The organism is Rubeoparvulum massiliense, assembly GCF_001049895.1.
In the GTDB taxonomy this organism is placed as follows: Bacteria; Bacillota; Bacilli; order Rubeoparvulales; family Rubeoparvulaceae; genus Rubeoparvulum; species Rubeoparvulum massiliense.
In genome coordinates this window covers 268,474-290,674 of the sequence record NZ_CVPE01000003.1, presented here as the reverse complement: position 1 = coordinate 290,674, position 22,201 = coordinate 268,474, and the positions used below count along the sequence as shown (strand labels likewise).

At 45.3% G+C, this 22,201-nt stretch carries 22 protein-coding genes and 1 other annotated feature; all 22 genes read left to right on the top strand.

The window, feature by feature from the left end; genetic code table 11:
- Positions 1–41: 41 nt before the first annotated feature.
- The 22 genes from BN1691_RS01525 (at position 42) to nadE (ending at position 22,181) form a co-directional block, all read left to right on the top strand.
- Positions 42–1,472 (top strand): SPOR domain-containing protein, encoded by a 1,431-nt coding sequence (locus BN1691_RS01525; protein WP_048600475.1) that lies wholly within the window; start codon positions 42–44, stop codon positions 1,470–1,472.
- A gap of 117 nt (positions 1,473–1,589) precedes the next feature.
- Positions 1,590–2,981, top strand: coding sequence for a class II fumarate hydratase (gene fumC / locus BN1691_RS01520; RefSeq protein ID WP_048600474.1), 1,392 nt, complete (start codon positions 1,590–1,592; stop codon positions 2,979–2,981).
- 387 nt (positions 2,982–3,368) lie between these two features.
- Complete coding sequence (gene aspA / locus BN1691_RS01515; protein ID WP_048600473.1) at positions 3,369–4,799, top strand: aspartate ammonia-lyase; 1,431 nt, start codon at positions 3,369–3,371, stop codon at positions 4,797–4,799.
- Between the two features lie 202 nt (positions 4,800–5,001).
- On the top strand, positions 5,002–5,694 hold the full coding sequence (gene radC, locus BN1691_RS01510; RefSeq protein ID WP_048600673.1) for a RadC family protein: 693 nt from the start codon (positions 5,002–5,004) through the stop codon (positions 5,692–5,694).
- A gap of 105 nt (positions 5,695–5,799) precedes the next feature.
- Positions 5,800–6,831, top strand: coding sequence for a rod shape-determining protein (locus BN1691_RS01505; RefSeq protein ID WP_048600472.1), 1,032 nt, complete (start codon positions 5,800–5,802; stop codon positions 6,829–6,831).
- Positions 6,832–6,866: 35 nt separating this feature from the next.
- The gene (gene mreC, locus BN1691_RS01500; protein WP_187116838.1) at positions 6,867–7,775 is read left to right on the top strand and encodes a rod shape-determining protein MreC; all 909 of its coding nucleotides are present in this window, start codon (positions 6,867–6,869) and stop codon (positions 7,773–7,775) included.
- Positions 7,775–8,308, top strand: coding sequence for a rod shape-determining protein MreD (mreD, locus tag BN1691_RS01495; RefSeq protein ID WP_048600470.1), 534 nt, complete (start codon positions 7,775–7,777; stop codon positions 8,306–8,308). Before mreC ends, mreD begins: the two co-directional genes overlap by 1 nt.
- 49 nt (positions 8,309–8,357) lie before the next feature.
- Complete coding sequence (locus tag BN1691_RS01490; RefSeq protein ID WP_053083676.1) at positions 8,358–10,526, top strand: peptidoglycan D,D-transpeptidase FtsI family protein; 2,169 nt, start codon at positions 8,358–8,360, stop codon at positions 10,524–10,526.
- A 35-nt stretch (positions 10,527–10,561) separates the two neighbouring features.
- Complete coding sequence (locus tag BN1691_RS01485) at positions 10,562–11,236, top strand: septum site-determining protein MinC (RefSeq protein WP_048600469.1); 675 nt, start codon at positions 10,562–10,564, stop codon at positions 11,234–11,236.
- A 49-nt stretch (positions 11,237–11,285) separates the two neighbouring features.
- Positions 11,286–12,083 (top strand): septum site-determining protein MinD, encoded by a 798-nt coding sequence (gene minD, locus BN1691_RS01480; RefSeq protein ID WP_048600468.1) that lies wholly within the window; start codon positions 11,286–11,288, stop codon positions 12,081–12,083.
- An 81-nt stretch (positions 12,084–12,164) separates the two neighbouring features.
- Positions 12,165–13,307: a rod shape-determining protein RodA gene (gene rodA, locus BN1691_RS01475; protein ID WP_048600467.1), complete on the top strand. Its 1,143-nt coding sequence runs from the start codon at positions 12,165–12,167 to the stop codon at positions 13,305–13,307.
- A 143-nt stretch (positions 13,308–13,450) separates the two neighbouring features.
- Complete coding sequence (locus tag BN1691_RS01470; protein WP_048600466.1) at positions 13,451–14,035, top strand: M23 family metallopeptidase; 585 nt, start codon at positions 13,451–13,453, stop codon at positions 14,033–14,035.
- Entirely contained in the window at positions 14,022–14,867 is an 846-nt protein-coding gene (locus BN1691_RS01465) for a site-2 protease family protein (protein WP_048600465.1), read from the top strand. Before BN1691_RS01470 ends, BN1691_RS01465 begins: the two co-directional genes overlap by 14 nt.
- Positions 14,868–14,879: 12 nt before the next feature.
- The gene (locus BN1691_RS01460; RefSeq protein WP_048600464.1) at positions 14,880–16,361 is read left to right on the top strand and encodes an Rne/Rng family ribonuclease; all 1,482 of its coding nucleotides are present in this window, start codon (positions 14,880–14,882) and stop codon (positions 16,359–16,361) included.
- 47 nt (positions 16,362–16,408) lie between these two features.
- Positions 16,409–16,489, top strand: a sequence feature (ribosomal protein L21 leader region).
- Between the two features lie 9 nt (positions 16,490–16,498).
- Positions 16,499–16,810, top strand: coding sequence for a 50S ribosomal protein L21 (gene rplU / locus BN1691_RS01455; RefSeq protein ID WP_048600463.1), 312 nt, complete (start codon positions 16,499–16,501; stop codon positions 16,808–16,810).
- Complete coding sequence (locus BN1691_RS01450) at positions 16,810–17,163, top strand: ribosomal-processing cysteine protease Prp (RefSeq protein ID WP_048600462.1); 354 nt, start codon at positions 16,810–16,812, stop codon at positions 17,161–17,163. The genes rplU and BN1691_RS01450 overlap by 1 nt, the downstream gene beginning before the upstream one ends.
- 1 nt (position 17,164) lies before the next feature.
- Positions 17,165–17,455 (top strand): 50S ribosomal protein L27, encoded by a 291-nt coding sequence (rpmA, locus tag BN1691_RS01445; RefSeq protein WP_048600461.1) that lies wholly within the window; start codon positions 17,165–17,167, stop codon positions 17,453–17,455.
- Positions 17,456–17,608: 153 nt separating this feature from the next.
- Positions 17,609–18,055, top strand: a complete 447-nt coding sequence (locus tag BN1691_RS01440) for a Spo0B domain-containing protein (protein WP_187116837.1) — start codon at positions 17,609–17,611, stop codon at positions 18,053–18,055.
- 146 nt (positions 18,056–18,201) lie between these two features.
- The gene (gene obgE / locus BN1691_RS01435) at positions 18,202–19,479 is read left to right on the top strand and encodes a GTPase ObgE (protein WP_048600459.1); all 1,278 of its coding nucleotides are present in this window, start codon (positions 18,202–18,204) and stop codon (positions 19,477–19,479) included.
- Between the two features lie 103 nt (positions 19,480–19,582).
- The gene (locus tag BN1691_RS01430; RefSeq protein ID WP_048600458.1) at positions 19,583–20,350 is read left to right on the top strand and encodes a LysM peptidoglycan-binding domain-containing protein; all 768 of its coding nucleotides are present in this window, start codon (positions 19,583–19,585) and stop codon (positions 20,348–20,350) included.
- The gene (locus BN1691_RS01425; RefSeq protein WP_048600457.1) at positions 20,334–21,362 is read left to right on the top strand and encodes a phosphotransferase; all 1,029 of its coding nucleotides are present in this window, start codon (positions 20,334–20,336) and stop codon (positions 21,360–21,362) included. The genes BN1691_RS01430 and BN1691_RS01425 overlap by 17 nt, the downstream gene beginning before the upstream one ends.
- Before the next feature lie 63 nt (positions 21,363–21,425).
- A complete protein-coding gene (nadE, locus tag BN1691_RS01420; protein WP_048600671.1) occupies positions 21,426–22,181 on the top strand; it encodes an NAD(+) synthase in 756 nt (251 codons plus the stop codon).
- Positions 22,182–22,201: the final 20 nt, after the last annotated feature.

The window sequence follows — 22,201 nt, the reverse complement described above, 5'->3', positions numbered from 1 at the left end:
TTTTGTTAGAGGAGAATGATTGATGAAAGGGAGCGTTGAACATGGAACCAACAAATCCAACGCCTTTATCGGAGGATCATCCTATTAAGCGAAGTCAATCAAAGCGTTCCATTCTACATCACCTTCCCCAAGGTACTGGCCGTCTCTACACCTATCGAACGAATCAAGAGAAGACCAGTGAGGGGACAAGGGGAGAACCGAAGGTATACCACCTCTTTGATGATGCAGAGATTCAACGTGAGGTGGAGAAATATCGTGTATGGAAAGAACAACAAGAAAGAATTCAACAGGCTGCCAGCAGCAAGGAACTGGAAGTAGAGAAGCAGAACGCTATCCCAAAAAACGTAGAGGCTACGGAGGTAACAGAATATCGCAATGAGCGATGGCAAAATCAGAACCCACAAGAGGAGGTCTCAGGAAACACAGGAGCAGAAGCAGAAGTCGAAGCTGAAGCTCCCCAGGCTATGCTAGGAGAGGCGAGAGCAACAATCAACGGTTGGGATGATTATTCTCTTCACTTTCCTGCGGAGTCACAAGCAGAGCCTTCTTCCATCCTTGAAGATCTACAGGGATTCTCCACAAGCAGGGAATATCGAACCTCGCGTAGGGGGTGGGTAAAAATCCTTCTGGTCAGCATCTTGGCGCTGGGCTTAGGGAGCACTTTTGGCTATCTTCTTCTTCAACTGTTTCTTCAACCTGCAGCGATACCACATAATGATCACACTGTACCGGTGAATGCAAATGGGCTCACTGCTCTGTCTAGTCAAGTTCCAGAGGAACAGCAACAGGTACAACAACAGATGACAGAGCCACTTACAGCGATCCAGATTGCACCTTTGAGTCTGCATATGGTACAGGCAGGAGCCTTTGCTGAGGAATCAAGCGCTCAAGCCATCGTTGATCAATTGATGGCAAAGGGCTTCCAAGGTGTTATTTCTGACGGTATGCCCTATCGTTTATTTGTAGGCGTGGCAGTGGATCAGGAGATGGGGTTGCAGTTAGGACGGTGGATTCAGAACCAAGGGATTGAAATCTATGTGAAGGAATATAGCATTGCCGGGATTGAGACCTTGTCTACCACAGAGCAAGAGGATCTGACGGTAATGGCAGAGATGCTAGAGGAAAGTAGAGGATTATTAGAGCGATTATCCGTATACTCCATTCGTCAACTAATAGAGCCTAGCGGTCAAGAGCCGGTTGGGCAGGCTGATCCTGAAATCATGCAGCATTATTCAAGCTATTTGCAGCATCATGAGATTGTCCTCGGAATGCTTCCAGCACCTGTCACTCCTCATATGGAAGAGATGAAGGAAGCCATGGTAGCGGCCAATACAAGCTATGAGCAATATCTAGCAACCAAGCAAGTAGAGGATATCTGGGCGATTCAGCGAGAGTTAGTACGGTATGGTTTAGCATATGAGCAATGGATTAAAGCTCTTCATCAGGTAGCTGCCATTCAGAGTACGTCATAGCATCGGGGTTGAAGTCTTCCGAGGTGCTTCGTTGTACCAATTATCACCACCCTGTTCTATAATAGAGATGATCAGTGTTAGCCGTAGTAAATATAAATGTGGAAGGAGCACATACCTATGCAATATCGTATTGAAAAAGATACGCTAGGAGAAATGCATGTTCCAGCGGATAAGCTATGGGGAGCACAAACACAACGAAGCTTTGAAAATTTTCCAATTGGTACAGAGAAGATGCCAGCAGAGGTGATTCGGGCATTTGCTATCTTAAAGAAAGGTGCAGCCTTGGCCAATGCTGCAATTGGGCAGCTTTCAGCCGAGAAAGCAGAGGCCATCGCTTTCGTAGCAGACGAAATTCTTGCAGGAAAATTAGATGATAACTTTCCACTGGTAGTATGGCAGACAGGCAGTGGTACCCAAAGTAATATGAACGTGAACGAAGTGATCGCTCACCGCGCCAACCAGTATCTTGAAGAGACAGGCAGTGAGCTTCGCATTCATCCGAATGATGATGTGAATCACTCTCAAAGTTCTAATGATACTTTCCCAACAGCGATGCATATCGCAGCAGTCCTTGCAGTAGAGGAGACACTTCTACCAGCCATTCAGCAGTTATATCATACCCTACAAGGGAAATCAGAGGAATTTGATGAGATTATAAAAATTGGTCGAACCCATCTTCAGGATGCAACACCATTGACGCTAGGACAGGAGATCAGCGGTTGGGCCTATATGCTAGAGAAGGATCGCGAACTGATTCAACAGAGTGTCGAGCATCTCAAATCATTAGCCATTGGCGGAACCGCCGTGGGCACAGGAATCAATGCGCATCCACAATTTGGGGAGCAAACAGCACTGGAGATTAGTAAGCTCACAGGAAAGCAGTTTCATTCATCGCCTAATAAATTTCATGCACTAACCAGTCATGACGAAATGGTTCACGCCCATGGAGCTCTCAAGGCGTTGGCGGCTGATATGATGAAGATCGCCAATGATGTGCGCTGGCTTGCTAGTGGCCCACGCTGTGGCTTAGGTGAGTTAACCATTCCTGCCAATGAGCCTGGTAGCTCCATCATGCCGGGAAAGGTGAATCCCACCCAAGCAGAAGCAGTCACCATGGTAGCTGTACAGGTGATGGGTAATGATGCGGCTATTGGCTTTGCTGCAAGCCAAGGCAATTTTGAATTAAATGTATTTAAACCAGTGATCATCTATAATTTCCTTCAATCGGTTCGTTTATTAGCAGATAGTATTCAATCCTTTAATACCCGCTGTGCTGTAGGTATTGAGCCAAACCGGGAGAGAATCAATCAGAATCTCCATCAATCCTTGATGCTGGTCACAGCATTAAATCCCTATATTGGCTATGAAAATGCTGCAGTCATTGCGAAGAAGGCCTTTGCTGAGAATTTAACACTAAAAGAGGCAACCCTCCAATCAGGGCTTCTCACTAAAGAAGAGTTTGATCAGATTGTCCGTCCCGAAAAAATGGTTCACCCAAATGTAAAATAATTGGTAAGAGGAATATCATCGATCACAAAATGAATACCATAATCAACCAAAGGTAAGAGTTGTATCACAGCTCTTACTTTTTGCATATACAGATTATTAGAGTGATAGAGAAAATCCTAGAAAGTACATTAAGGTCACATGCTTGGCTGTTTTTGAAGTGAAAAGAAGAAAATTATAACAGGCAAATTCCCTGTATACATTTTTGAAAATGGACATAATAAGTCTAACTTGTGAAGAGAAAGTTAAAGATTTCACAAACCACCCAAATTCACTTGTCCCACAAGGCTAAATGGAGTACTATATGAGACGGGTGTTAGGGATTTAGGATATTTAAAGTACAGCAGTCAGTGATGAAGTAGGGGAGTACAAAAATCTTTTTGGAGGCGAATGAAAATGGCACGTATTGAACACGATTTTCTAGGAGACAAAGAGATACCATTAGACGCATATTATGGTGTACAAGCTTCTCGCGCACGGGAAAACTTCCCAATCACAGGAATTAAACCACACCCAGAATTATACCGCGCAATGGCAATCGTAAAGAAAGCTGCCGCTCTTTCCAATAATGAAGTAGGACTTCTACCAGATGATAAATGCAAAGCAATCGTTGCAGCTGCAGAAGAATTAATGGAATTGAAATACTATGATGATCACTTCATCGTTGACTCCATCCAAGGTGGAGCTGGTACTTCCATCAACATGAACGTGAATGAAATCATCGCTAACCGTGCTATCGAAATCCTAGGTGGCACAAAGGGTGATTACAAACTAATCAGCCCAAACTCTCATGTAAACATGGCTCAATCTACCAATGACTCCTTCCCAACAGGCATACATATTTCTGCCATCACCTTGGCAAAACGCCTGGACGTTGTAATCGGTGAATTAATTGACGCTCTTTACAAAAAAGGTGAAGAGTTCGACGGCGTTATCAAAATGGGTCGTACCCACTTACAAGACGCTGTTCCTGTTCGTCTCGGTCAAGAATTCCGCGCATGGGCTCATGTGTTAGAACGTGATCGTACACGTCTAAACCAATCCATGGAATTCCTATATGAAGTAAACATGGGTGCAACTGCTGTTGGTACTGGCTTGAATGCACTACCAGAGTATATTGAAAAAGTGGTTAAACACCTTTGTGAAATCACAGGCTATGAACTAAAGAGCGCTGAAGACCTTATCGATGGTACACAAAACACCGATGCTTATACATCTGTTTCTGGCGCATTGAAGATTCTAGCTGTGAACATCTCCAAAATCTGTAATGACCTTCGAATGATGGCATCTGGTCCTCGTTGCGGTCTCGGCGAACTTCACTTACCAGCTCGTCAACCAGGCTCCTCCATCATGCCAGGTAAAGTAAACCCAGTTATGGCCGAAGTAGTTAACCAAACTGCATTCCAAGTAATTGGTAATGACTTAACAATCGCACTTGCTTCTGAAGCAGGTCAATTTGAATTGAACGTAATGGAACCAGTAATGGCATTCAACTTACTTCAATCCCTTGACATCATGGGCAATGCCTTAACTGTATTCCGCACACACTTAATCGAAGGTGTTACAGCGAACGTAGAACGTTGCCGTAACTATGTAGAAAACAGTGTTGGTGTTATTACAGCTATCAACCCACACGTTGGTTACGAAACAGCAGCTGCTACAGCAAAAGAAGCAATTCTCTCCGGCCGTCCAGTTCGTGAAATCATTCTAGAACGTGGCGTATTAACTGAAGCAGAATTGAACGAAATTCTTGATCCAATGGAAATGACACAACCTGGTATCGCAGCAGCTCACTTGATCTTCGAAAAGAAGAATAAATAAGGCTTGCGAGTTAGAAACGCATAAAATATGCGATCATTCCTTCTAGTAATTAAGCACCTGAACGGGCAAGAAACTTGCCCATCCAGGTGCTTTTACTTTGACTCTAAACATGATAAGATGGAGAAATGAAGGAGGGAATCAAGTTTGTAATTGCATCATGCCCCAACTTCCACATCACTTTTTCGGAAAGGTAGGGAAGTGTATGGAAGGCTATCGTCCATTGTTAATTCGTGATGTCCCTAGCAGTGAACGACCACGTGAACGGATGATGCAGGAGGGTGAAGCATACCTCAATGTGGCGGAACTATTAGCCATTTTGTTACGAACAGGCTCCCGCGATGAATCCGCGCTATCATTAGCTCATCGAATCCTTCAAAAGGTAGAAGGCTTGCGTGGATTAATTCATGTAAGTATAGAGGAGTTAATGGAGTTGAAGGGCGTTGGTCCTGCCAAGGCAGTTCAAATAAAGGCAGGAGTTGAATTAGGACGCCGCTTAGCACAATTACAACCGGAAGAACGCTACGTAATCCGTCAACCACAAGATATTGCTGACTTTTTAATGGAGAAGCTACGTTATCAACAACAAGAACATTTTGTCTGTCTCTTTCTCAATTCCAAGAATCAAGTACTCGCCGAGTCCACGATTTTCATCGGCAGTTTAAATGCATCCATTGTCCATCCACGTGAAATATTTCGAGAGGCCGTCAAGCGACATGCCGCTTCTTTCGCTTGTGCTCATAATCATCCTTCAGGTGATCCTACACCAAGTCGTGAGGATATTGCTGTAACTCGTCGTTTGGTCGAGGCAGGACACCTAATGGGTATCGAATGTCTCGATCATATCATCATTGGCGATGGAAAATATATAAGCCTAAAAGAAAAGGGATACATTTAATCCTTATTAAGTAAACTAACGAGAAGGAGAATGTTCCGATCAATTGCAGATCTCTCTCCAAAAGTATCAGCTCAAGCGTAGTAATGTAGGAAGGAGTATATTCGAATGTTAGGTTCTCGTGATATGGGTATCGACCTAGGTACAGCCAATACACTAGTTTATGCGAAGGGGAAGGGGATCGTCTTACGTGAACCTTCGGTGGTTGCCATCAATAAAGAGGATGGCTCCATTGAAGCAGTAGGAAACTCTGCGAAGCAGATGATCGGTCGTACACCGGGGAATATTGTGGCCATCCGTCCAATGAAGGATGGAGTCATCGCTGATTTTGAAACAACCTCCACCATGCTCAAGTATTTTATTCGTAAAGCTATTAAGAACAATTCGATCTTTAGCCGTCGTCCCAATGTAATGGTCTGCGTACCATCAGGGGTTACTGCAGTAGAGAAACGTGCAGTAGAGGATGCGACCAAACAAGCAGGAGCGAAAGAAGCCTTTACTATTGAAGAACCATTTGCTGCAGCCATTGGTGCTGATCTACCTGTATGGGAACCAACGGGTAGCATGGTTGTAGATATTGGTGGAGGAACCACGGAGGTAGCAATCATCTCCTTGGGGGGAATTGTAACCAGTCGCTCCGCTCGTATCGCAGGTGATGAAATGGATGAAGCGGTCATCCAGTATATTAAAAAGAAATATAGCTTAATGATTGGTGTACGCACAGCAGAGGATCTTAAGATGGAGATTGGCTGTGCAACGGGTGCCTCAGACAAAGAGACCATGGATGTAAGAGGTCGTGATCTGGTGACAGGCTTACCTAAGACCTTGACCATGACAGCGCAAGAAGTCCAAGAAGCCCTTGCAGATACGGTCTACTCCATTGTAGATGCAGTGAAGGTAACCCTAGAAAAGAGTCCCCCTGAACTAGCTGCAGATATTATGGATCGTGGGATTGTCCTAACTGGTGGTGGCGCTTTATTACGCAATCTTGATCGCTTACTCAGTGAGGAGACTGGGATGCCTGTATTAATTGCAGAGAATCCATTAGACTGTGTAGCAATTGGCACAGGTCGCTCTTTAGAGAACCTACATCTCTTTAAATCAAAACGAGGAATTACTAGCCGCTCATCTCGTAGGTAATATGAAAGGAAGAAGTGGGAGTAGGTGCGTTTGTTGTGCATAATTTTTTTAATAGTAAAAAACTGCTCATTTTATTAACGGGGATCATCTTTCTCTTTGCCTTGATCGGTTTTACTTCTCGCGATCGGGATAGTTTGACATGGCCTGAAAGGTTCTTTAAGGATTCCATCGCGTTGGTGGAAGGTTTGTTTAATAAGCCTGCCCATGGGCTTGCTAGTTTTTTTGACAATTGGAGTAGTATGCAAAATTTACGAGAAGAGAATCAACTCTTAAAGGCCAATTTAGATCAATATGCACAGACAGCTGCCCGACTCCAATTGATGGAGCGTCGTGTCGATGAGTTGGAGAAACTCTTAAAACTTAAAGATTCACTCACACAATATGATCTGATTCAAGCTGAAGTGGTTTATCGCAATCCAGATCGTTGGAGTGATCATCTTACGATTAACAAGGGAAGCGTTGATGGTATTGAAAATAATATGGCTGTGATCACCGATCAGGGCTTGATTGGTCGTGTCGATCGAGTCTCTAAATTCTCGGCGACAGTACAATTACTGACCAATATCGATCTAGGTAACCATATTAGCGCAATCGCTCAGGGCAAAGAGGATGAGGTTTTCGGACTCCTTGAAGGATATGAATATGCATCAGGTCAGTTAATCATGCGTAAGATTCCTCTCGGTGCTTCCATTGTAAAGGGAGATACTATCATTACCTCAGGCTTAGGTGGTGTCTTTCCAGCTGGACTCTTTATTGGAACTGTGACAGAAGTAATGAAGGGGGATAATGGCTTAACGCAGGAAGCAAAGGTGGAGCCAGCCGCTGATTTTTACCGAATTGACTATGTGGCGGTGGTGAAGCGGGATCAAGTGGTGGATCCAGCAACAGCACTCACGCCTGATCCAGCCCCAACTTCAGAAGAGCAGAATGGGAGGAAGCAATGATGCGTTGGATTCTTTCTACCGTCATCTTTCTCCTTGTTATGTTAGAGGGGACCTTCTTTCAGCTTCTTTCCCTTCCGCAATTAGGCACGAGCATTGAGCTAATCCCTCGCCTTACATTGGCGGTCATTCTTTATATTTCTTTATATGCAGGTAGACATGAGGGTCTACTTTTTGGCCTATTTACTGGTTTTCTAACGGACTTTGTCTATGGTGGAACCCTGGGTATATTCACCTTAACTTTTGGCCTAATCGGATATCTGATCGGACTATTTCATCGCTATTTTCATCACAATATCTTCTTATTAGGGACTGCAGCGATCATTGTCTACCTCACACATGAGCATCTACTACTTTTGATAGTGGAAATATTACGCTTTTCTCCCATGGAATATGGTGCTTATCTGCGTAATGTGATGCTCCCTTCTGCTTTATTCAACAGTCTTTTTGTCATGGCAGTATTTATTCCCATGGATCGTTTGATGAAACAATTTCTAGATGATACAGAGAGAAAAGAAAGGCAAAGGCAATCATGATACAAGTTGAGGGATTCCTGGCAGAGAATCGCGAAAGGGGAAACCAGGATTGACGGAAGAGAAGAAGCGAGAGTCGTATATTGTTCGCAGAATCAATCTGCTGTTTTTTTTGGTATTTATCCTATTTGCGCTCATTATTTTACGACTTGCAGTTGTGCAATTGGTTCATGGTGAGGATTATGAGAAGCTTTCCATCAGAAATATTACAAGAATCATCTCCATACCTGCACCACGCGGGAAGATCTTAGATCGTAATGGTGAAGTTCTTGTTAGCAATGAATCGCAATACAGTGTAGTGTTTAACCATATTGACCAGGTAGATCAGGATTATGACCAGATCGCTCGGGATTTGGCAGTCTATCTTGTAGATAATAGCATCGAAGTAGATCACCTCGACCGTTTAGGCATGGTTCGGCGCATTCAATATCTCTATGATGGGAAGCAAGAAGCTCTTGATGCTTTTATGGCGGAAAAAGCGATGATGGGTGATACAGAACTCCTTCAATTGGCGAAAAGCTTGCAAGCAGAGCGTGCTCGTCAAACATTGCAGGAGCGCTATGGATATGGAAAGAATGAAAAAGGAAGCAAACCCTTGCCAATCAAGGAAGATGATCTGCTCTTTGCCCTTGAAGTAGAACGGATCAAAGAAGCGATGAATACAGGATACAAGTATGTTCCTCATCCGATTAAAACCAACATTGATAAAGAGGAGCTTTTCGTCGTTTCTGAGCATTTGGACCATCTTCCAGGTGTGGATATTATCGTTGAGCCCATCCGGAAGATTAAGAGTGATAGTGGTCCTTTAGCAACCCATATTCTCGGTTACACCAACTCCATCCAAGCGGATATGGAATCCTACTACCTCGCCAAGGGGTATCGTCGTAATCAACAGATTGGGGTTCAAGGCTTGGAGAAATCCTATGAGGAACAATTGCGTGGTGTAGATGGGAAAACGAAGGTCTATGTGAATAAAAATTATGACACCATGGGGAGTGAAGTAATCTCTCCACCAAAACCAGGGAATGATCTTGTTCTAACATTTGATTGGCAGTTTCAAGATTTTGTAGAGAAGATCGTAGCGGATACCATCGAGGAATTCCGTACCCGTGAGAAGGATCCACTCATTCAATTGGATCAGGCTTCTGTGGTGATCCTCCAACCGATGACTGGGGAAGTATTGGCCATGGTCAACTATCCAGACTATGATCTAAATCTCCGCTATCGTAGCCTGACACAGGAGGAGTACCTCAAGTATATCGCTGGTAATGAGGCCAATATCGCTACTTCAGGTAGGTATCCAGCAGGTTCAACGGTCAAACCTCTCTCGGTGATGATGGCGCTTCAAGAAAAGGTAGTAAGCATGAATGAACAAATCTTTGATCCGGGCTATTTACGAGTGGGTGATCGTGACCTGAAGAGTTGGAAACGTGGAGGACATGGCTGGGTTACGGGGAAGGATGCGCTAAAGGTTTCGAATAACGTGTATATGTATGAGATGGCTCTACGGATGGCCAACTATCCTGCTCAGCGCTATAAATGGATGGATGAATTCGCTGTATTCGATCGCTATTTTCAGCAGTTTGGCTTAGGTGATCCTACGGGCATCGATCTACCCAATGAGCTAGGACGCTTGGATTCCAATAATCCACAATTAGGTTCTCTTGCATACTATCTCATCGGCCAGTATAATTCTTACACACCATTACAGCTTGCCCAGTATGTATCTACCATTGCCAATGATGGGTATCGCGTTCAGCCTCATGTGGTAAAGGAGATTCGTGAAGGGACATTGGATGACCATGCACCAGCCCGAATTTTAACCACCATGGAACCGAAAGTACTAAATCGAGTAGATATTGATGACCAATATATTAAATATATTCAAGAAGGCATGCTTTGGGTAACCAGTCAGGAGGGGGGTACTGCCTACCACTATTTTTCCGATCTGCCCGTTCAGGTTGCTGCGAAAACAGGGACAGCACAAACTGGGGTAGAGGGCTCAGATAACTCCTTGATTGTGGGCTATGCGCCTTACAATAAGCCAGAGATGGCTTTTGCTGTTGTGGTACCAAAAGGAGGTTCGGTCTCTCCAGTTAGTAGCGTGATTGCAAGACGGATTGTGGAAGCTTACTTTGGTATAGGGGAATATGGTGACCAATATCGAGCTTATGTAAAGAGCTTAAAAGATGGTGGACAACAGGCAGGAATTTCTCAGTAATGACTCGAATAGGTATCACGAGGTGAAAATAGGCCATGAAGCAGACAATTCATCATGTGGTCATAAAAGGTACTCGGGATGGCCTCGTCTTTTTCTTAGACGATCAGTGTGGATATGCAGAATTAATTCAAGAATTAGAGATGAAATTGGATCTTGATCATCAGCAGTTTTTTCAGGGACCACTCACCCATGTGATCCTAGACGTAGGCTATCGTTATATTACACCTGAGCAGGAGTTGCAATTAGAGCAATTACTACACCAGCATGGCGCCTTATTTCTCCGTCAGATTCGGAGCAAAGTAGTTTGTCAGGACGATGCTGAACAGATGCAACGGGAGCAAGCGATCCAAGTGATTCCACGTACGATCCGCTCTGGTCAAGAGGTGTTTCATGAAAAGAGCCTTTTGATCCTTGGTGATGTGAATAGCGGAGGTCAGGTAACCAGCCATGGAAATATTTATGTGATGGGACATTTGCGTGGAATTGCCCATGCAGGGTATGGTGGCCGACGTGATACAATGATCACTGCTAGTATCATGGAGCCAGCGCAATTACGCATTGCTAGCGTCATTGCCCAGGAAATGAAACAGCAGGGTAATCAAGAGATGTTATTTGCCTATTTAGAAGGAGAAGAGATCCATTTTGACCATCTTCATAAATTACATCATGCAATGGAACTCCATTCCTTATCTATATCAGACTTGAAATAACCATATTTGAAATAGATGAGAGGCAAGATGGGGTGAAGGGGGAAATAGCATGGGGGAAGCAATTGTAATTACTTCAGGTAAAGGTGGCGTGGGAAAGACAACCACCACCGCCAATATTGGAACTGCACTGGCATTAGCCGGTAAGAAGGTCTGCCTTGTTGATACAGATATTGGATTACGTAATCTTGATGTGGTGCTTGGCTTGGAGAACCGTATCATCTATGATTTAATCGATGTGATTCAAGGTGAATGCCGACTAAAGCAAGCAATGGTTACCGATAAGCGGTTTGAAGGTCTGTCCATGATCGCAGCAGCACAGACGAAGGATAAGGATGCGGTTAAACCAGAAGAGATGAAGAAGATTGTTCAAGAACTCAAAGAGGACTTTGACTATATTTTGATCGATTGCCCTGCAGGGATTGAACAAGGCTTCCGTAATGCCATCGCTGGAGCAGATCATGCTGTTATTGTAACCACACCGGATGTGTCGGCTGTTCGAGATGCAGATCGCGTCATCGGTCTGCTTGAAGCAAGTCACATTACGGACCCTAAATTGGTGGTCAATCGGATTCGTCCCAAGATGGTTAAGCATGGTGAAATGCTGAATGTTGATGAAATTGTCCAAGTTTTGGCCATTGATTTATTGGGGATTGTGCCTGATGATGATAATGTGATTCGCGCCCATAATCATGGAGAGCCCATCGTCCTCAATCCCAAGACGAAGACAGCCATCGCTTATCGTAATATCGCTCGGCGAATTTTAGGGGATCAAGTTCCTCTCATGAGTTTAGAGGAAGAGGAAGGGGCATTAGCACGATTTAAAAAATGGTTTGGTATGAAGGCATAGGAGCAGGAGCCGATTCCTGCTTTTTCCTTTCTAGCCTTGTTTGTGGTTAAGCAATAGGAGAAAGAGGCGGTTGGTAGCTTGATGAATATTCAACGAAGGTATTTGCGTGAATTGGATTGGGTTCTTATTTTGGTTCTCATGGGCTTAGCTGTCTTTAGCTATTTAGGAATTTCAGGGGCCAATCCTAAGTATAATGAAGAGACCAAGCAATTGATTTGGTATATCCTTGGCTTTGCAGTACTTATCCTTCTTCTATTTATTGATTACCACGTGATCGTTCAGTACTCCTATATTCTATATGGATTTGGAATTCTCTTACTCATCGGGCTGTTCTTCTTTGGGGTAGTAAGAAATAATGCGCAGAGCTGGTATGACTTAGGCTTCTCGCTCTTTCAACCATCGGAAATCATGAAGGTCTTTACCATTTTAGCCATCGCCCGCTATCTCTCACGTCGTGACGAAAAAGAGCTACCCTTTTATCATCTGTATGAGCTATGGCCCCTATTTTTACTGGTGATGATACCGGTGGGACTTATCGTGATCCAGCCGGACTTAGGGACTTCGCTGGTCTTTGCGGGCATCCTTGTGGCGGTTCTTTTAATGGTCAATATGCCGCTACGTCCTTTGCTTACGTTTTTTGGAATTATTATTGGTGTTATCGCGATTTTTATTGCCATCTATCTATTTGATCGAGATTTGGCAATGCAGATCTTTCACCTTAAGGATTATCAGTTAAAGCGGATTGATTACTGGCTCCATCCTGAGTATGACCCTACAGGTGATGGATTTCATCTGATCCAATCTCTAATCACGGTGGGAAGTGGACGTTTAACAGGGAAGGGCTTATATATGGGGACGCAAGCCCAGAATGGCTGGATCCCTGAAGGGCAGACAGACTTTATCTTTGCGGTGATCGCTGAGGAACATGGGTTTCTTGGTGCCAGCCTTTTAGTAATGCTCTATTTCTTGCTGCTCTATCGGATGATTCGGATCGCCTTGATGGCCAAGGATACCATGGGAACCTACATCGTCATCGGTGCTGTGGGAATGTTCGTTTTCCAGATCTTTGAGAACATCGGGATGACCATTCAACTGATGCCCATCACTGGGATCACCTTACCATTTTTAAGCTATGGCGGTACTTCATTGCTCACTAATTTTATTATGATGAGTGTTGTTCTTAATGTAGGAATGAGAAAACAGAAGCTTTCATTCTTTGATTAGCCTCTTTTATCGAGCTGTTGACCACCATGTCGACAGCTTTTTTGATCGTGGTACTGCATAGAGCTCTTCTCCTTCTCATAAAGTGTACCAAGGATTGTCCGCGTGGATGACCAGCATGCATGATGAAGGAGGAGAAGTAGGGGATGCGAACGAAATGGTGGCGGTGGCAGACTGCAATGATCCTGTTCATCATTGCCCTCATTATTCTAAATGGGGAAGGGGAGCGCTATGGTCAGGGGAAGCGTTGGATTTATGAAGCCCTGCTCGATTCTCAACAGTTTCCTCAACTTAAAGCCTGGTATGAGGCGTATTTTGCAGAAGGAGCATTATTCTTGCCCGCCTATACACCAGGTTCCTCCACACCGGTGGAATATCAATTACCTTCACAGACGGTAATGAAAAGAACCCGCTACTCTGTAGGACAAGGAATCTGGATTGAGACAAGCCAAGATGATTATGTGGTGGCGGTAGACACAGGCTGGGTACGTTATGCAGGAATGATGGAACAGCTAGGCAATACAATTATTCTCCAATTGCCTGGACAGCAGCAGGTGTGGTATGCCAACTTAGGTACCATCTATGTTAAGGAGAATGATTGGATTGTTCAGGGAACCCGCCTTGCCGATGTCTATACAACCAATACAGGACGAGGACGCTACTATTTCGCTTGGAAAAAGGATGGGGTATTTATCAATCCAGAGGATGTGATTCCCTTTGCCACACCTTAATATACGAATTCATCCCTTATTCGCTGTATTACTCGTATTCGCTGTCATGGTGGATCAAGTTGTGGAGATGGTCACTGTATTCGTGGTTGTCATCATTCATGAATTGGGGCATTGGGCTGTTGCTCGTTTCTTTCAATGGAAGATTGAAGCCATCACCCTACTCCCCTTTGGCGCGGTCATGCATGTAGAGGATGCAGAGATCAAACCGATGCATGAGGGCTTACTTGTAGCACTGGCTGGCCCATTAATGAATGGAGTTCTTGCCATCTTTGCTGGACTCATGGGATGGCTTCAATGGTGGAATCTGGAGTGGGCTCAATTCTTTATGCTAAGTAATCTGATCATTGCCACCTTCAATCTTCTTCCCATCTATCCTCTGGATGGTAGTCGCATCTATCTCTGCATCCGTTCTTACTATTTCCCGTACTGGTCCATCCTTAAAGAACGTATCATAATCAGTGTTATCTTAACCCTTAGCGGCATCGCACTGATGCTTTTCATCCTCCCACCCTCTTTTGGTTGGCTACTGGTTCTCGGTTTCTTACTTCAGCAGAACTGGTGGAAGTGGCGACAGCGTCCCTATGATTTTCTTCGATTTCTCTTTCATCGCTATGTGGCGAATGCTCGAGAATATCCCATTCGTTTAGAGTTGTTGGCAGAGGATGAGACGGTCTGGCTGGCGTTACAGAGGCTCTGCCTCTATCGCTATCACCTCTATCACATGGCCAAGCATCCAGGAGAGTTCGTAACAGAATCCCGCTTTCTTCATGGATTTGTTATAAAACGTCAACCTCAACGTGCAGCCATCCACTTCTTCCGTTACAATAGATGAGAGGTGTTGCGTATGAAGCGATTATTGATTAATGCGAGCGGGACCAAGTTGCAGGCTGCACTGCTGGATCAGCATAAATTGGTTGAACTATGGTATGAACGAAGCGAAGATGAACAGATTATTGGCAACATTTATTTGGGGAAGGTCACCGATGTCCTCCCCGGGATGGAGGCAGCCTTTGTTGATATCGGTCTGCCTAAGCATGCCTATTTACATGTGAAGGATGCCATCCAAGGCTTAGGTACCCATTTTCAGGAAGGACCTCTACCCACCATCTCTCAGCTAGTTCGTCAAGGTGAGGAAGTGCTTGTTCAGGTTAAAAAAGAGGGGACAGAATATAAAGGTCCCAAAATAACGACAGAGCTAGCCCTACCAGGGAAAGCCTTCGTCTATCTACCGCAAGGCGGTTATGTGGCTATCTCCCGTAAAATTGAGGATGGCGAGCAGCGTGGCTATTACAAGGATTTATTGGCGAAACATCTCACAGAACGGGAAGGTGTCATTGTGCGAACAGCGGCTATCCAGGCCACAGAAGCAGAATTACTCGACGAGTTGGAGCAACTCCGGACGCTCTGGAAGGAAGTTCAAGCAGAGGGCACAGGCAAGAAAGCCCCTGTTTGTCTCTATCAGGATCAAGCGCTTATTCAACGGATTTTACGTGATTTATCGGCATTGGACTTGGCAGAGATCATTGTGGATCAACGGGGGATTTGGAAGCAGATTGAACAGACCCTTAAGCTAGAACATGTCCATTGGCAAGGCAGCCTTCAGTTGTATCAAGGCGTAGAGGATCTGTTTAGCACATATGGAGTAGAGCGAGAAATCAGCCGTCTCCTCGATCATCTTGTCTGGTTGAGGTCAGGTGGCTTCTTGATGATTGATCAGACTGAGGCCCTTACCGTGGTGGATGTAAATACTGGTAAGTATACAGGGAAAAGTACGCTGGAGGAGACGATCTATCGCACCAATCTGGAGGCAGCCCAGGAGATTGCACGACAGCTACGACTTCGTGAGATCAGCGGAATCATTCTCATCGACTTTATTGATATGCAGAACCAACAGCATCAAACGGAGCTTCTCCAAGTTTTGGAGCGTGCATTGCGTCAGGATCGCACACGAACAGAGATCATGGGTCTTACGCGCTTAGGCCTGGTGGAGATGACAAGGAAGAAGACGATCCGCTCCATGCAGGAGGAGTATCTACAAGATTGTTCATGCTGTAAGGGAAGCGGGAGAGTTTTGCAGCATCATATTATGGTGGATAAGCTTCATCGTCAATTGAAGGAGTATGAACGAGGCAAGCATTGTGAGATCATTAGCATCGCTCTTCATCCCACGCTTTTTCACCATATCGAATCACAGCTGGGGTGGTCCTATTGGGAAGATCATTTCCCCATGCAGCTATTTTGGCGAGAGGATGCGTTACTTCCAGATGGAACATATAAGATTCTCTATACAGGCGATGATGAGGAACTGGCAAAAACCATCCGTTGACATTCTGTAAACCGTATGTTAAAGTAATCAACGTTAGTGTGCTCCTGGGCATACTGTAACCGCACAGTAAGGGTAGATAACATCTGTCGGAAGGGCAGAGACCTCAAATGGCGAGTCTGAGTATAGGAGGTGCAGAAATGTACGCAATTATTGAGACTGGTGGTAAACAATACCGCGTTCAAGAAGGCGATGCAATTTACGTAGAATTATTGCAAGCCAACGTTGGTGAGAAGGTAACATTTGATCAAGTACTTGCAGTGGGCAATGGTGAAGGTTTAACTGTTGGAGCGCCAACTGTTGCCGGAGCTAAAGTAACTGGTAAAGTTGACAAACACGGTAAAGGTCGTAAAATCATCGTGTTTAAGTACAAATCAAAGAAAAACTATCGCCGTAAACAAGGTCATCGTCAACCATTCACTAAAGTGATCATCGAAAAGATTGAAGGCTAATGATCCGAGTTGATGTGGTGCGCGATCACCAACAACAGGTTCGACAAATAACCATGCAGGGTCATGCGGACTTCAGCACTGCTGGCAGCGACATCGTCTGTGCAGCTGTCTCAGGCATTGTGATTACGCTTATCAATGCAGCAGAACTCTTGTTACAACAGCCATACATCGAGTGTGAACAAGGCGAGAGCGGATTTCTTCGATGTACGGTCTCTTCCATAGAGAACAAAGAGGTAGAAGAAAAGTTACAATTTCTGCTGAATGCAATGATCATTGCTGTACAGCAAGTGGAAGCTCAATACCCAAAGCATGTTCGTGTAAAACAGACCAATTCTAATACAGGAGGTGAGTAAGATGCTACGTTTAGATCTACAGTTTTTCGCTTCGAAAAAAGGGGTAGGTAGTACAAAGAACGGCCGTGACAGTATTGCAAAACGTCTAGGTGTCAAGCGAGGCGATGGTCAATTTGTTACAGCTGGTAACATTTTGGTTCGCCAACGTGGTACTAAAATTCACCCTGGTAACAACGTAATGCGTGGTGGCGATGATACTTTATTTGCTACGGTTGATGGCGTTGTAAAATTTGAACGCTTCGGGAAAGACCGTAAGAAAGTAAGTGTTTATCCAGCTGCTGTTGAAGCGTAAGTACAATCTTCGTTACCAAATACTTCGGAACTTTGGTAGCCTTTTTCAAAAGCCCGACCATTTGTGTCGGGCTTTTTTGTGGCTTTTTCTTAATCCATCTCGTAGAATATAGGACAAGAGGACATGAACTTGGTGTTAGGAGATGGATTGGGTATGGAAGAATGGAAAGAGAAACAATGGACGACAATATCTCTATTGGAACTATACCGTTCCCTTCGTCACGAATGGTTAAATCACATTCAAGTACTAATGGGCTATCTTGCCATGAATCGTGTTGAGGATGCGAAGCAGTACTTGACGAAACAGACGGACCAAGAGCAGCATTGGAGTCATCTGATCCTCTTCCCGAATGCACAGATTGTAGAATATTTCATTACATATCCATTACGTTATCCACGCATTCAATTGCAATTGCAAGTGCCTGAACGTCTAGATGGTATCCGTCTCAGTGAGAAGAAATGGAGTGCAGCATTTCTCCACGGATTGGAGCATGGAAGCAAGCTTTGGAAGCAGAGGATAGCCTACCTCAGCTCCAATTCTCCTTGCTTCGATCCGACGAACAGCTTCGCCTCCAATTATTACTGCATGCGAAGTGGATGAATGAGCCTTCTCATTGGCTTCAGGAATGGCAGGAAGAGTTGCAGGCATTGGGAATAGAGACCGCCTATCATTTTTTGAGTGATCATGGTACACTACGCTTTACTTGCACATGTTAATGGGGATTCCATATAGGAGGTGCAACCAGTATGTTTGTAGATATCGTAAAAATTTATGTGAAAGGCGGAGATGGTGGCAATGGAATGGTCGCCTTTCGTCGAGAAAAATTTGTACCCATGGGGGGACCTGCTGGTGGCGATGGAGGTAAGGGCGGAGACGTCATCTTTGAGGTAGATGAAGGTATGCATACCCTCATGGATTTTCGCTATCAACGACATTTTAAAGCGGAACGTGGGGAGCATGGACGGAGTAAGAATCAGTTTGGTAGGAATGCTGAAGATATGATCGTCAAGGTACCATCAGGTACCATTGTCACTGATCTGGATTCTGGTGAATTGATTGCTGATCTAACAGAACACGGTCAGCGTGCCTTGATTGCGAAAGGTGGAAGAGGAGGCCGCGGTAATAGCCGGTTTGCCACTTCGCGTCATCCAGCGCCTGAGATTGCGGAAAAAGGTGAGCCTGGTCAGGAACGTAACATTCAGTTGGAGATGAAGTTGATCGCCGATGTGGGTTTAGTAGGATTCCCCAGTGTGGGGAAGTCGACCCTCCTCTCCGTGGTCACCTCAGCGAAGCCGAAGATCGCTGACTATCCCTTTACAACCCTTACACCCAATCTTGGTGTCGTCGATGTAGGTGATGGACGGAGCTTTGTCTTAGCAGATCTACCTGGCTTGATTGAGGGTGCCCATCAGGGTGCAGGCCTTGGTCATCAATTTCTCCGTCATGTGGAACGGACGCGTCTTCTCGTCCATGTCATCGATATGGCAGCGGTAGAAGGACGGGATCCCTATGAGGATTTTGTCAAAATCGAGGAGGAGCTTTATCAATATCATCAAGGGCTCGCTGATCGACCACAGATCATCGTAGCGAATAAAATGGATATTCCTGAAGCAGAGGAGAATCTTCAACGCTTTAAGGAGCAGCTAGACCGTGATCTTCCCATTATCCCCATCTCTGCAGTGACGAGGGAAGGGCTCCGTCCATTACTACTGGCCATTGCTGACCAATTGGATCAGATTCCAGATGTGGAACCAGTAGTAGAGGAGGTAGCACAAGAGGTTGTCTATCGTCCTACACCGAAGGAGATTAAGTTTACAGTCCGTCGCGAGAATGAACGCTTCATCGTGGAAGGGGAAGAATTGGAACGCCTTATCAAGATGACTGATTTTGATCATCGTGATTCCATTGAACGATTCGCGCAGCAGATGCGGAGAATGGGTGTAGATGATCAACTTAGAGCCAAGGGTGCAAGCCATGGCGACACGGTGGAAATTTGTGGCTTAGAATTTGAATTTATTGACTAGAGGGAGTCCCTCTAGTCATTTTTTTTATTTCAGCAGATGTGTAGCAAGGAGCCTATGCCTAACATAGTATGGTAGGGAAATAGATGAAGGAGGAGGCCTACCATTGAAAATTCACGTTGTACAAAAAGGAGACACGCTGTGGAATATTGCCAAAAGGTATCATGTGGATTTTGAATTACTAAAGCAAGCCAACCCACAGTTAAAAGATCCTGATCAGCTTCGGATTGGCATGAAGATTCGCGTACCAACAGATAGTGTACCTGTAAAACCTCAACCGAAGGAGCCTCGCATGGAGCCCATGCCAGAGATGCCAAAGCATGTTCCCATGCCACCCCAACCGCCCATGGTGGAATCACCCATTATGGAGGCACCGCTGCCACCACCGGCGCAACCAGAGATGCCACCTCAATTTATTATGCCGATCATCCCGCAAAATCCCTTGCAACTAGACTTCAATATGTACCAATATCAGTATCAGACACCCCAGGTCCCCTATATGGTACCATACCCGTATCAGCAAGAGGTGCAAGTACCTACCCCATATCCGGTTCCGATGCCAGTCCCAATGCCCATGCCAGTACCCATGCCAGAGGCGCCACAGCCGATCTGCCCACAACTAGAAAAGCGGGAGTCGCCCTATGCCATGGCACCGATGATGCCCTTTGAACAATGCTGGCAGCCTTATCAGCCCTATGTCTATCCCCATTGTGGCCAATTCCCTATGTATGGGCAGGGAATGCCCATCTATGAACAGCCCATGCATATGGGGCTCCCATTTCATTGCCCTCCGATGTCACCGATGATGGAATCTCCAATGCATCATCATCGTCGGGAAAGAATGGGGCATTGCTGTAATGAGACGGAATCGTAAGCCAGAGCCAACCCTTGCAGAATGGCTACTTCAACATTATGATCTGAAGCTGAAGCAGATGAGTCATATACGTCAGCAGGTGTATCGCATTACCGATTGGGATCACAAGATATGGGTGTGGAAGCGCTATAAGCGGTGGGAGCTCTTAGCTGATCAAGAGGCAGTTTTTCTGCACCTCCAAAAACGGGGCTTCCAGCAATTTGTGCCCTTTGTCCGCACAAGAGATGGAAAGAGCTATGCACCTTATCAACAAGGCTATGCAGTGCTGATGCCTTGGATTTCCGGTCGTGAAGTACAGTACCGCTCCTGGGAGCAGACACTTAAGGCATTGCAAACACTACATGGCTTTCATCATGCCGCGCGGGAGATTACGCTTCCCTATCAGCCACCTCTCCATTCATTTACCATGGAAGGACAATGGAGAGATCGTTTAAACAGCTTGATTCAACAAGAGGAATTGGGGCAATTGTACCAATTCCTTTTTCCTCCTCTATCCCTACGCTATCAACCATTCATCAAGGAGGTGTTAGGTGAGGGGGTACGATTCTTTCAAAAATTTCCTCATGCGTTGTTTCAGCAGGAGAAGATGAAAGCACTGGAGAAAAAGCAGGTGGTACATCATGATCTTGCCTCCCATAACTTCATGGAAGGGCAGGATGGTCATGTGTATCTCATCGATTTTGACCAAATTCAGCATGATCTAATTCTTACCGATCTGAATCAGCTTGCGGAACGCTTTCTCTTCGCTCAGCGCTGGCAACTACGTCCTGCCATCCGCCTGCTCCATACCATCATGCAAAATTGGTCATTACGACCGCAGCAGCTCCAACTCTTACTTTACTCCTTATATTATCCTAACTTTTTACTCCGTACATGGGCTGGCTTTATTCAACAGCGTAAAGGGTATGATGAGCATCAGCTTCTCTTCGTTACACAATCAGGCTATCGCCATTGGCAATTGCGGCACCAAACCCTGCAATTGTTGGAGAAGGAGCTGAATGCCTTTGCATAGTCCGCCACCTTCGCTTATGATAAAGAAAAAGTGGAAAAATGGAAGGTGAGGATGGGAATGAATCTGGAACGGGAAATTGATTTTACAGTGAATTGGCTCCGCTCCTATGCAAAGGAAGCAAAAGCAAGAGGACTCTTGGTAGGTGTCAGTGGCGGGATTGATTCTGCAGTGGTCGCCTTTTTGATCAAACGGGCTTTTCCTGATTCCTCCCTTGGGGTAATCCTACCATGCCATAGTAGTGAAAGTGATCTAGAAGCAGCCCAGCTTGTTGTGGATGCAGCGCATCTTTCGCACAAAAAGCTTGACTTGTCGCCGATGCACCAAGAATTGTGGCAGAACATCCAGGAAGCAGGGAAGGATCAGAACTGGGATCAAACGCAGGAACGGCTAAGTGATGCCAACCTTCGTGCTCGCCTACGGATGTCCACCCTTTATGCATTGGCACAACAGTATCACTATCTTGTTGTTGGAACAGATAATGCAGCAGAATGGCATCTTGGTTACTTTACGAAATATGGTGATGGCGCCGTGGATTGTCAACCGTTAAAACGGATCACCAAAGGGGATGTTCGTACATGGGCTCAATACTTAGGCGTTCCTTCCTCCATCATTCAACGTCCCCCGAGTGCTGGGCTATGGGAAGGACAGACCGATGAGGCAGAGCTAGGTGTTTCCTACGATGTAGTAGATGCCTATTTGAAGGGGGAGCAGGTGGATGAAGCTGCCCGAGAACGAATCCAAGCCTGGCATCGGCGAACACAGCATAAACGGCAGGTGCCACCATCTCCTCCCCGCTTTCACAATCGAACGACAAGGTGAGTTCTCCTTGCCATCAATTG

What these genes read in the sequence shown, in the direction of transcription:
- BN1691_RS01525 (WP_048600475.1), top strand. Translation starts at nt 42, where the DNA reads ATGGAACCAACAAATCCAACGCCTTTATCGGAGGATCATCCTATTAAG.
- fumC (WP_048600474.1), top strand. Translation starts at nt 1,590, where the DNA reads ATGCAATATCGTATTGAAAAAGATACGCTAGGAGAAATGCATGTTCCA.
- aspA (WP_048600473.1), top strand. Translation starts at nt 3,369, where the DNA reads ATGAAAATGGCACGTATTGAACACGATTTTCTAGGAGACAAAGAGATA.
- radC (WP_048600673.1), top strand. Translation starts at nt 5,002, where the DNA reads ATGGAAGGCTATCGTCCATTGTTAATTCGTGATGTCCCTAGCAGTGAA.
- BN1691_RS01505 (WP_048600472.1), top strand. Translation starts at nt 5,800, where the DNA reads ATGTTAGGTTCTCGTGATATGGGTATCGACCTAGGTACAGCCAATACA.
- mreD (WP_048600470.1), top strand. Translation starts at nt 7,775, where the DNA reads ATGCGTTGGATTCTTTCTACCGTCATCTTTCTCCTTGTTATGTTAGAG.
- BN1691_RS01485 (WP_048600469.1), top strand. Translation starts at nt 10,562, where the DNA reads ATGAAGCAGACAATTCATCATGTGGTCATAAAAGGTACTCGGGATGGC.
- minD (WP_048600468.1), top strand. Translation starts at nt 11,286, where the DNA reads ATGGGGGAAGCAATTGTAATTACTTCAGGTAAAGGTGGCGTGGGAAAG.
- rodA (WP_048600467.1), top strand. Translation starts at nt 12,165, where the DNA reads ATGAATATTCAACGAAGGTATTTGCGTGAATTGGATTGGGTTCTTATT.
- BN1691_RS01470 (WP_048600466.1), top strand. Translation starts at nt 13,451, where the DNA reads ATGCGAACGAAATGGTGGCGGTGGCAGACTGCAATGATCCTGTTCATC.
- BN1691_RS01460 (WP_048600464.1), top strand. Translation starts at nt 14,880, where the DNA reads ATGAAGCGATTATTGATTAATGCGAGCGGGACCAAGTTGCAGGCTGCA.
- rplU (WP_048600463.1), top strand. Translation starts at nt 16,499, where the DNA reads ATGTACGCAATTATTGAGACTGGTGGTAAACAATACCGCGTTCAAGAA.
- BN1691_RS01450 (WP_048600462.1), top strand. Translation starts at nt 16,810, where the DNA reads ATGATCCGAGTTGATGTGGTGCGCGATCACCAACAACAGGTTCGACAA.
- rpmA (WP_048600461.1), top strand. Translation starts at nt 17,165, where the DNA reads ATGCTACGTTTAGATCTACAGTTTTTCGCTTCGAAAAAAGGGGTAGGT.
- BN1691_RS01440 (WP_187116837.1), top strand. Translation starts at nt 17,609, where the DNA reads ATGGAAGAATGGAAAGAGAAACAATGGACGACAATATCTCTATTGGAA.
- obgE (WP_048600459.1), top strand. Translation starts at nt 18,202, where the DNA reads ATGTTTGTAGATATCGTAAAAATTTATGTGAAAGGCGGAGATGGTGGC.
- BN1691_RS01425 (WP_048600457.1), top strand. Translation starts at nt 20,334, where the DNA reads ATGAGACGGAATCGTAAGCCAGAGCCAACCCTTGCAGAATGGCTACTT.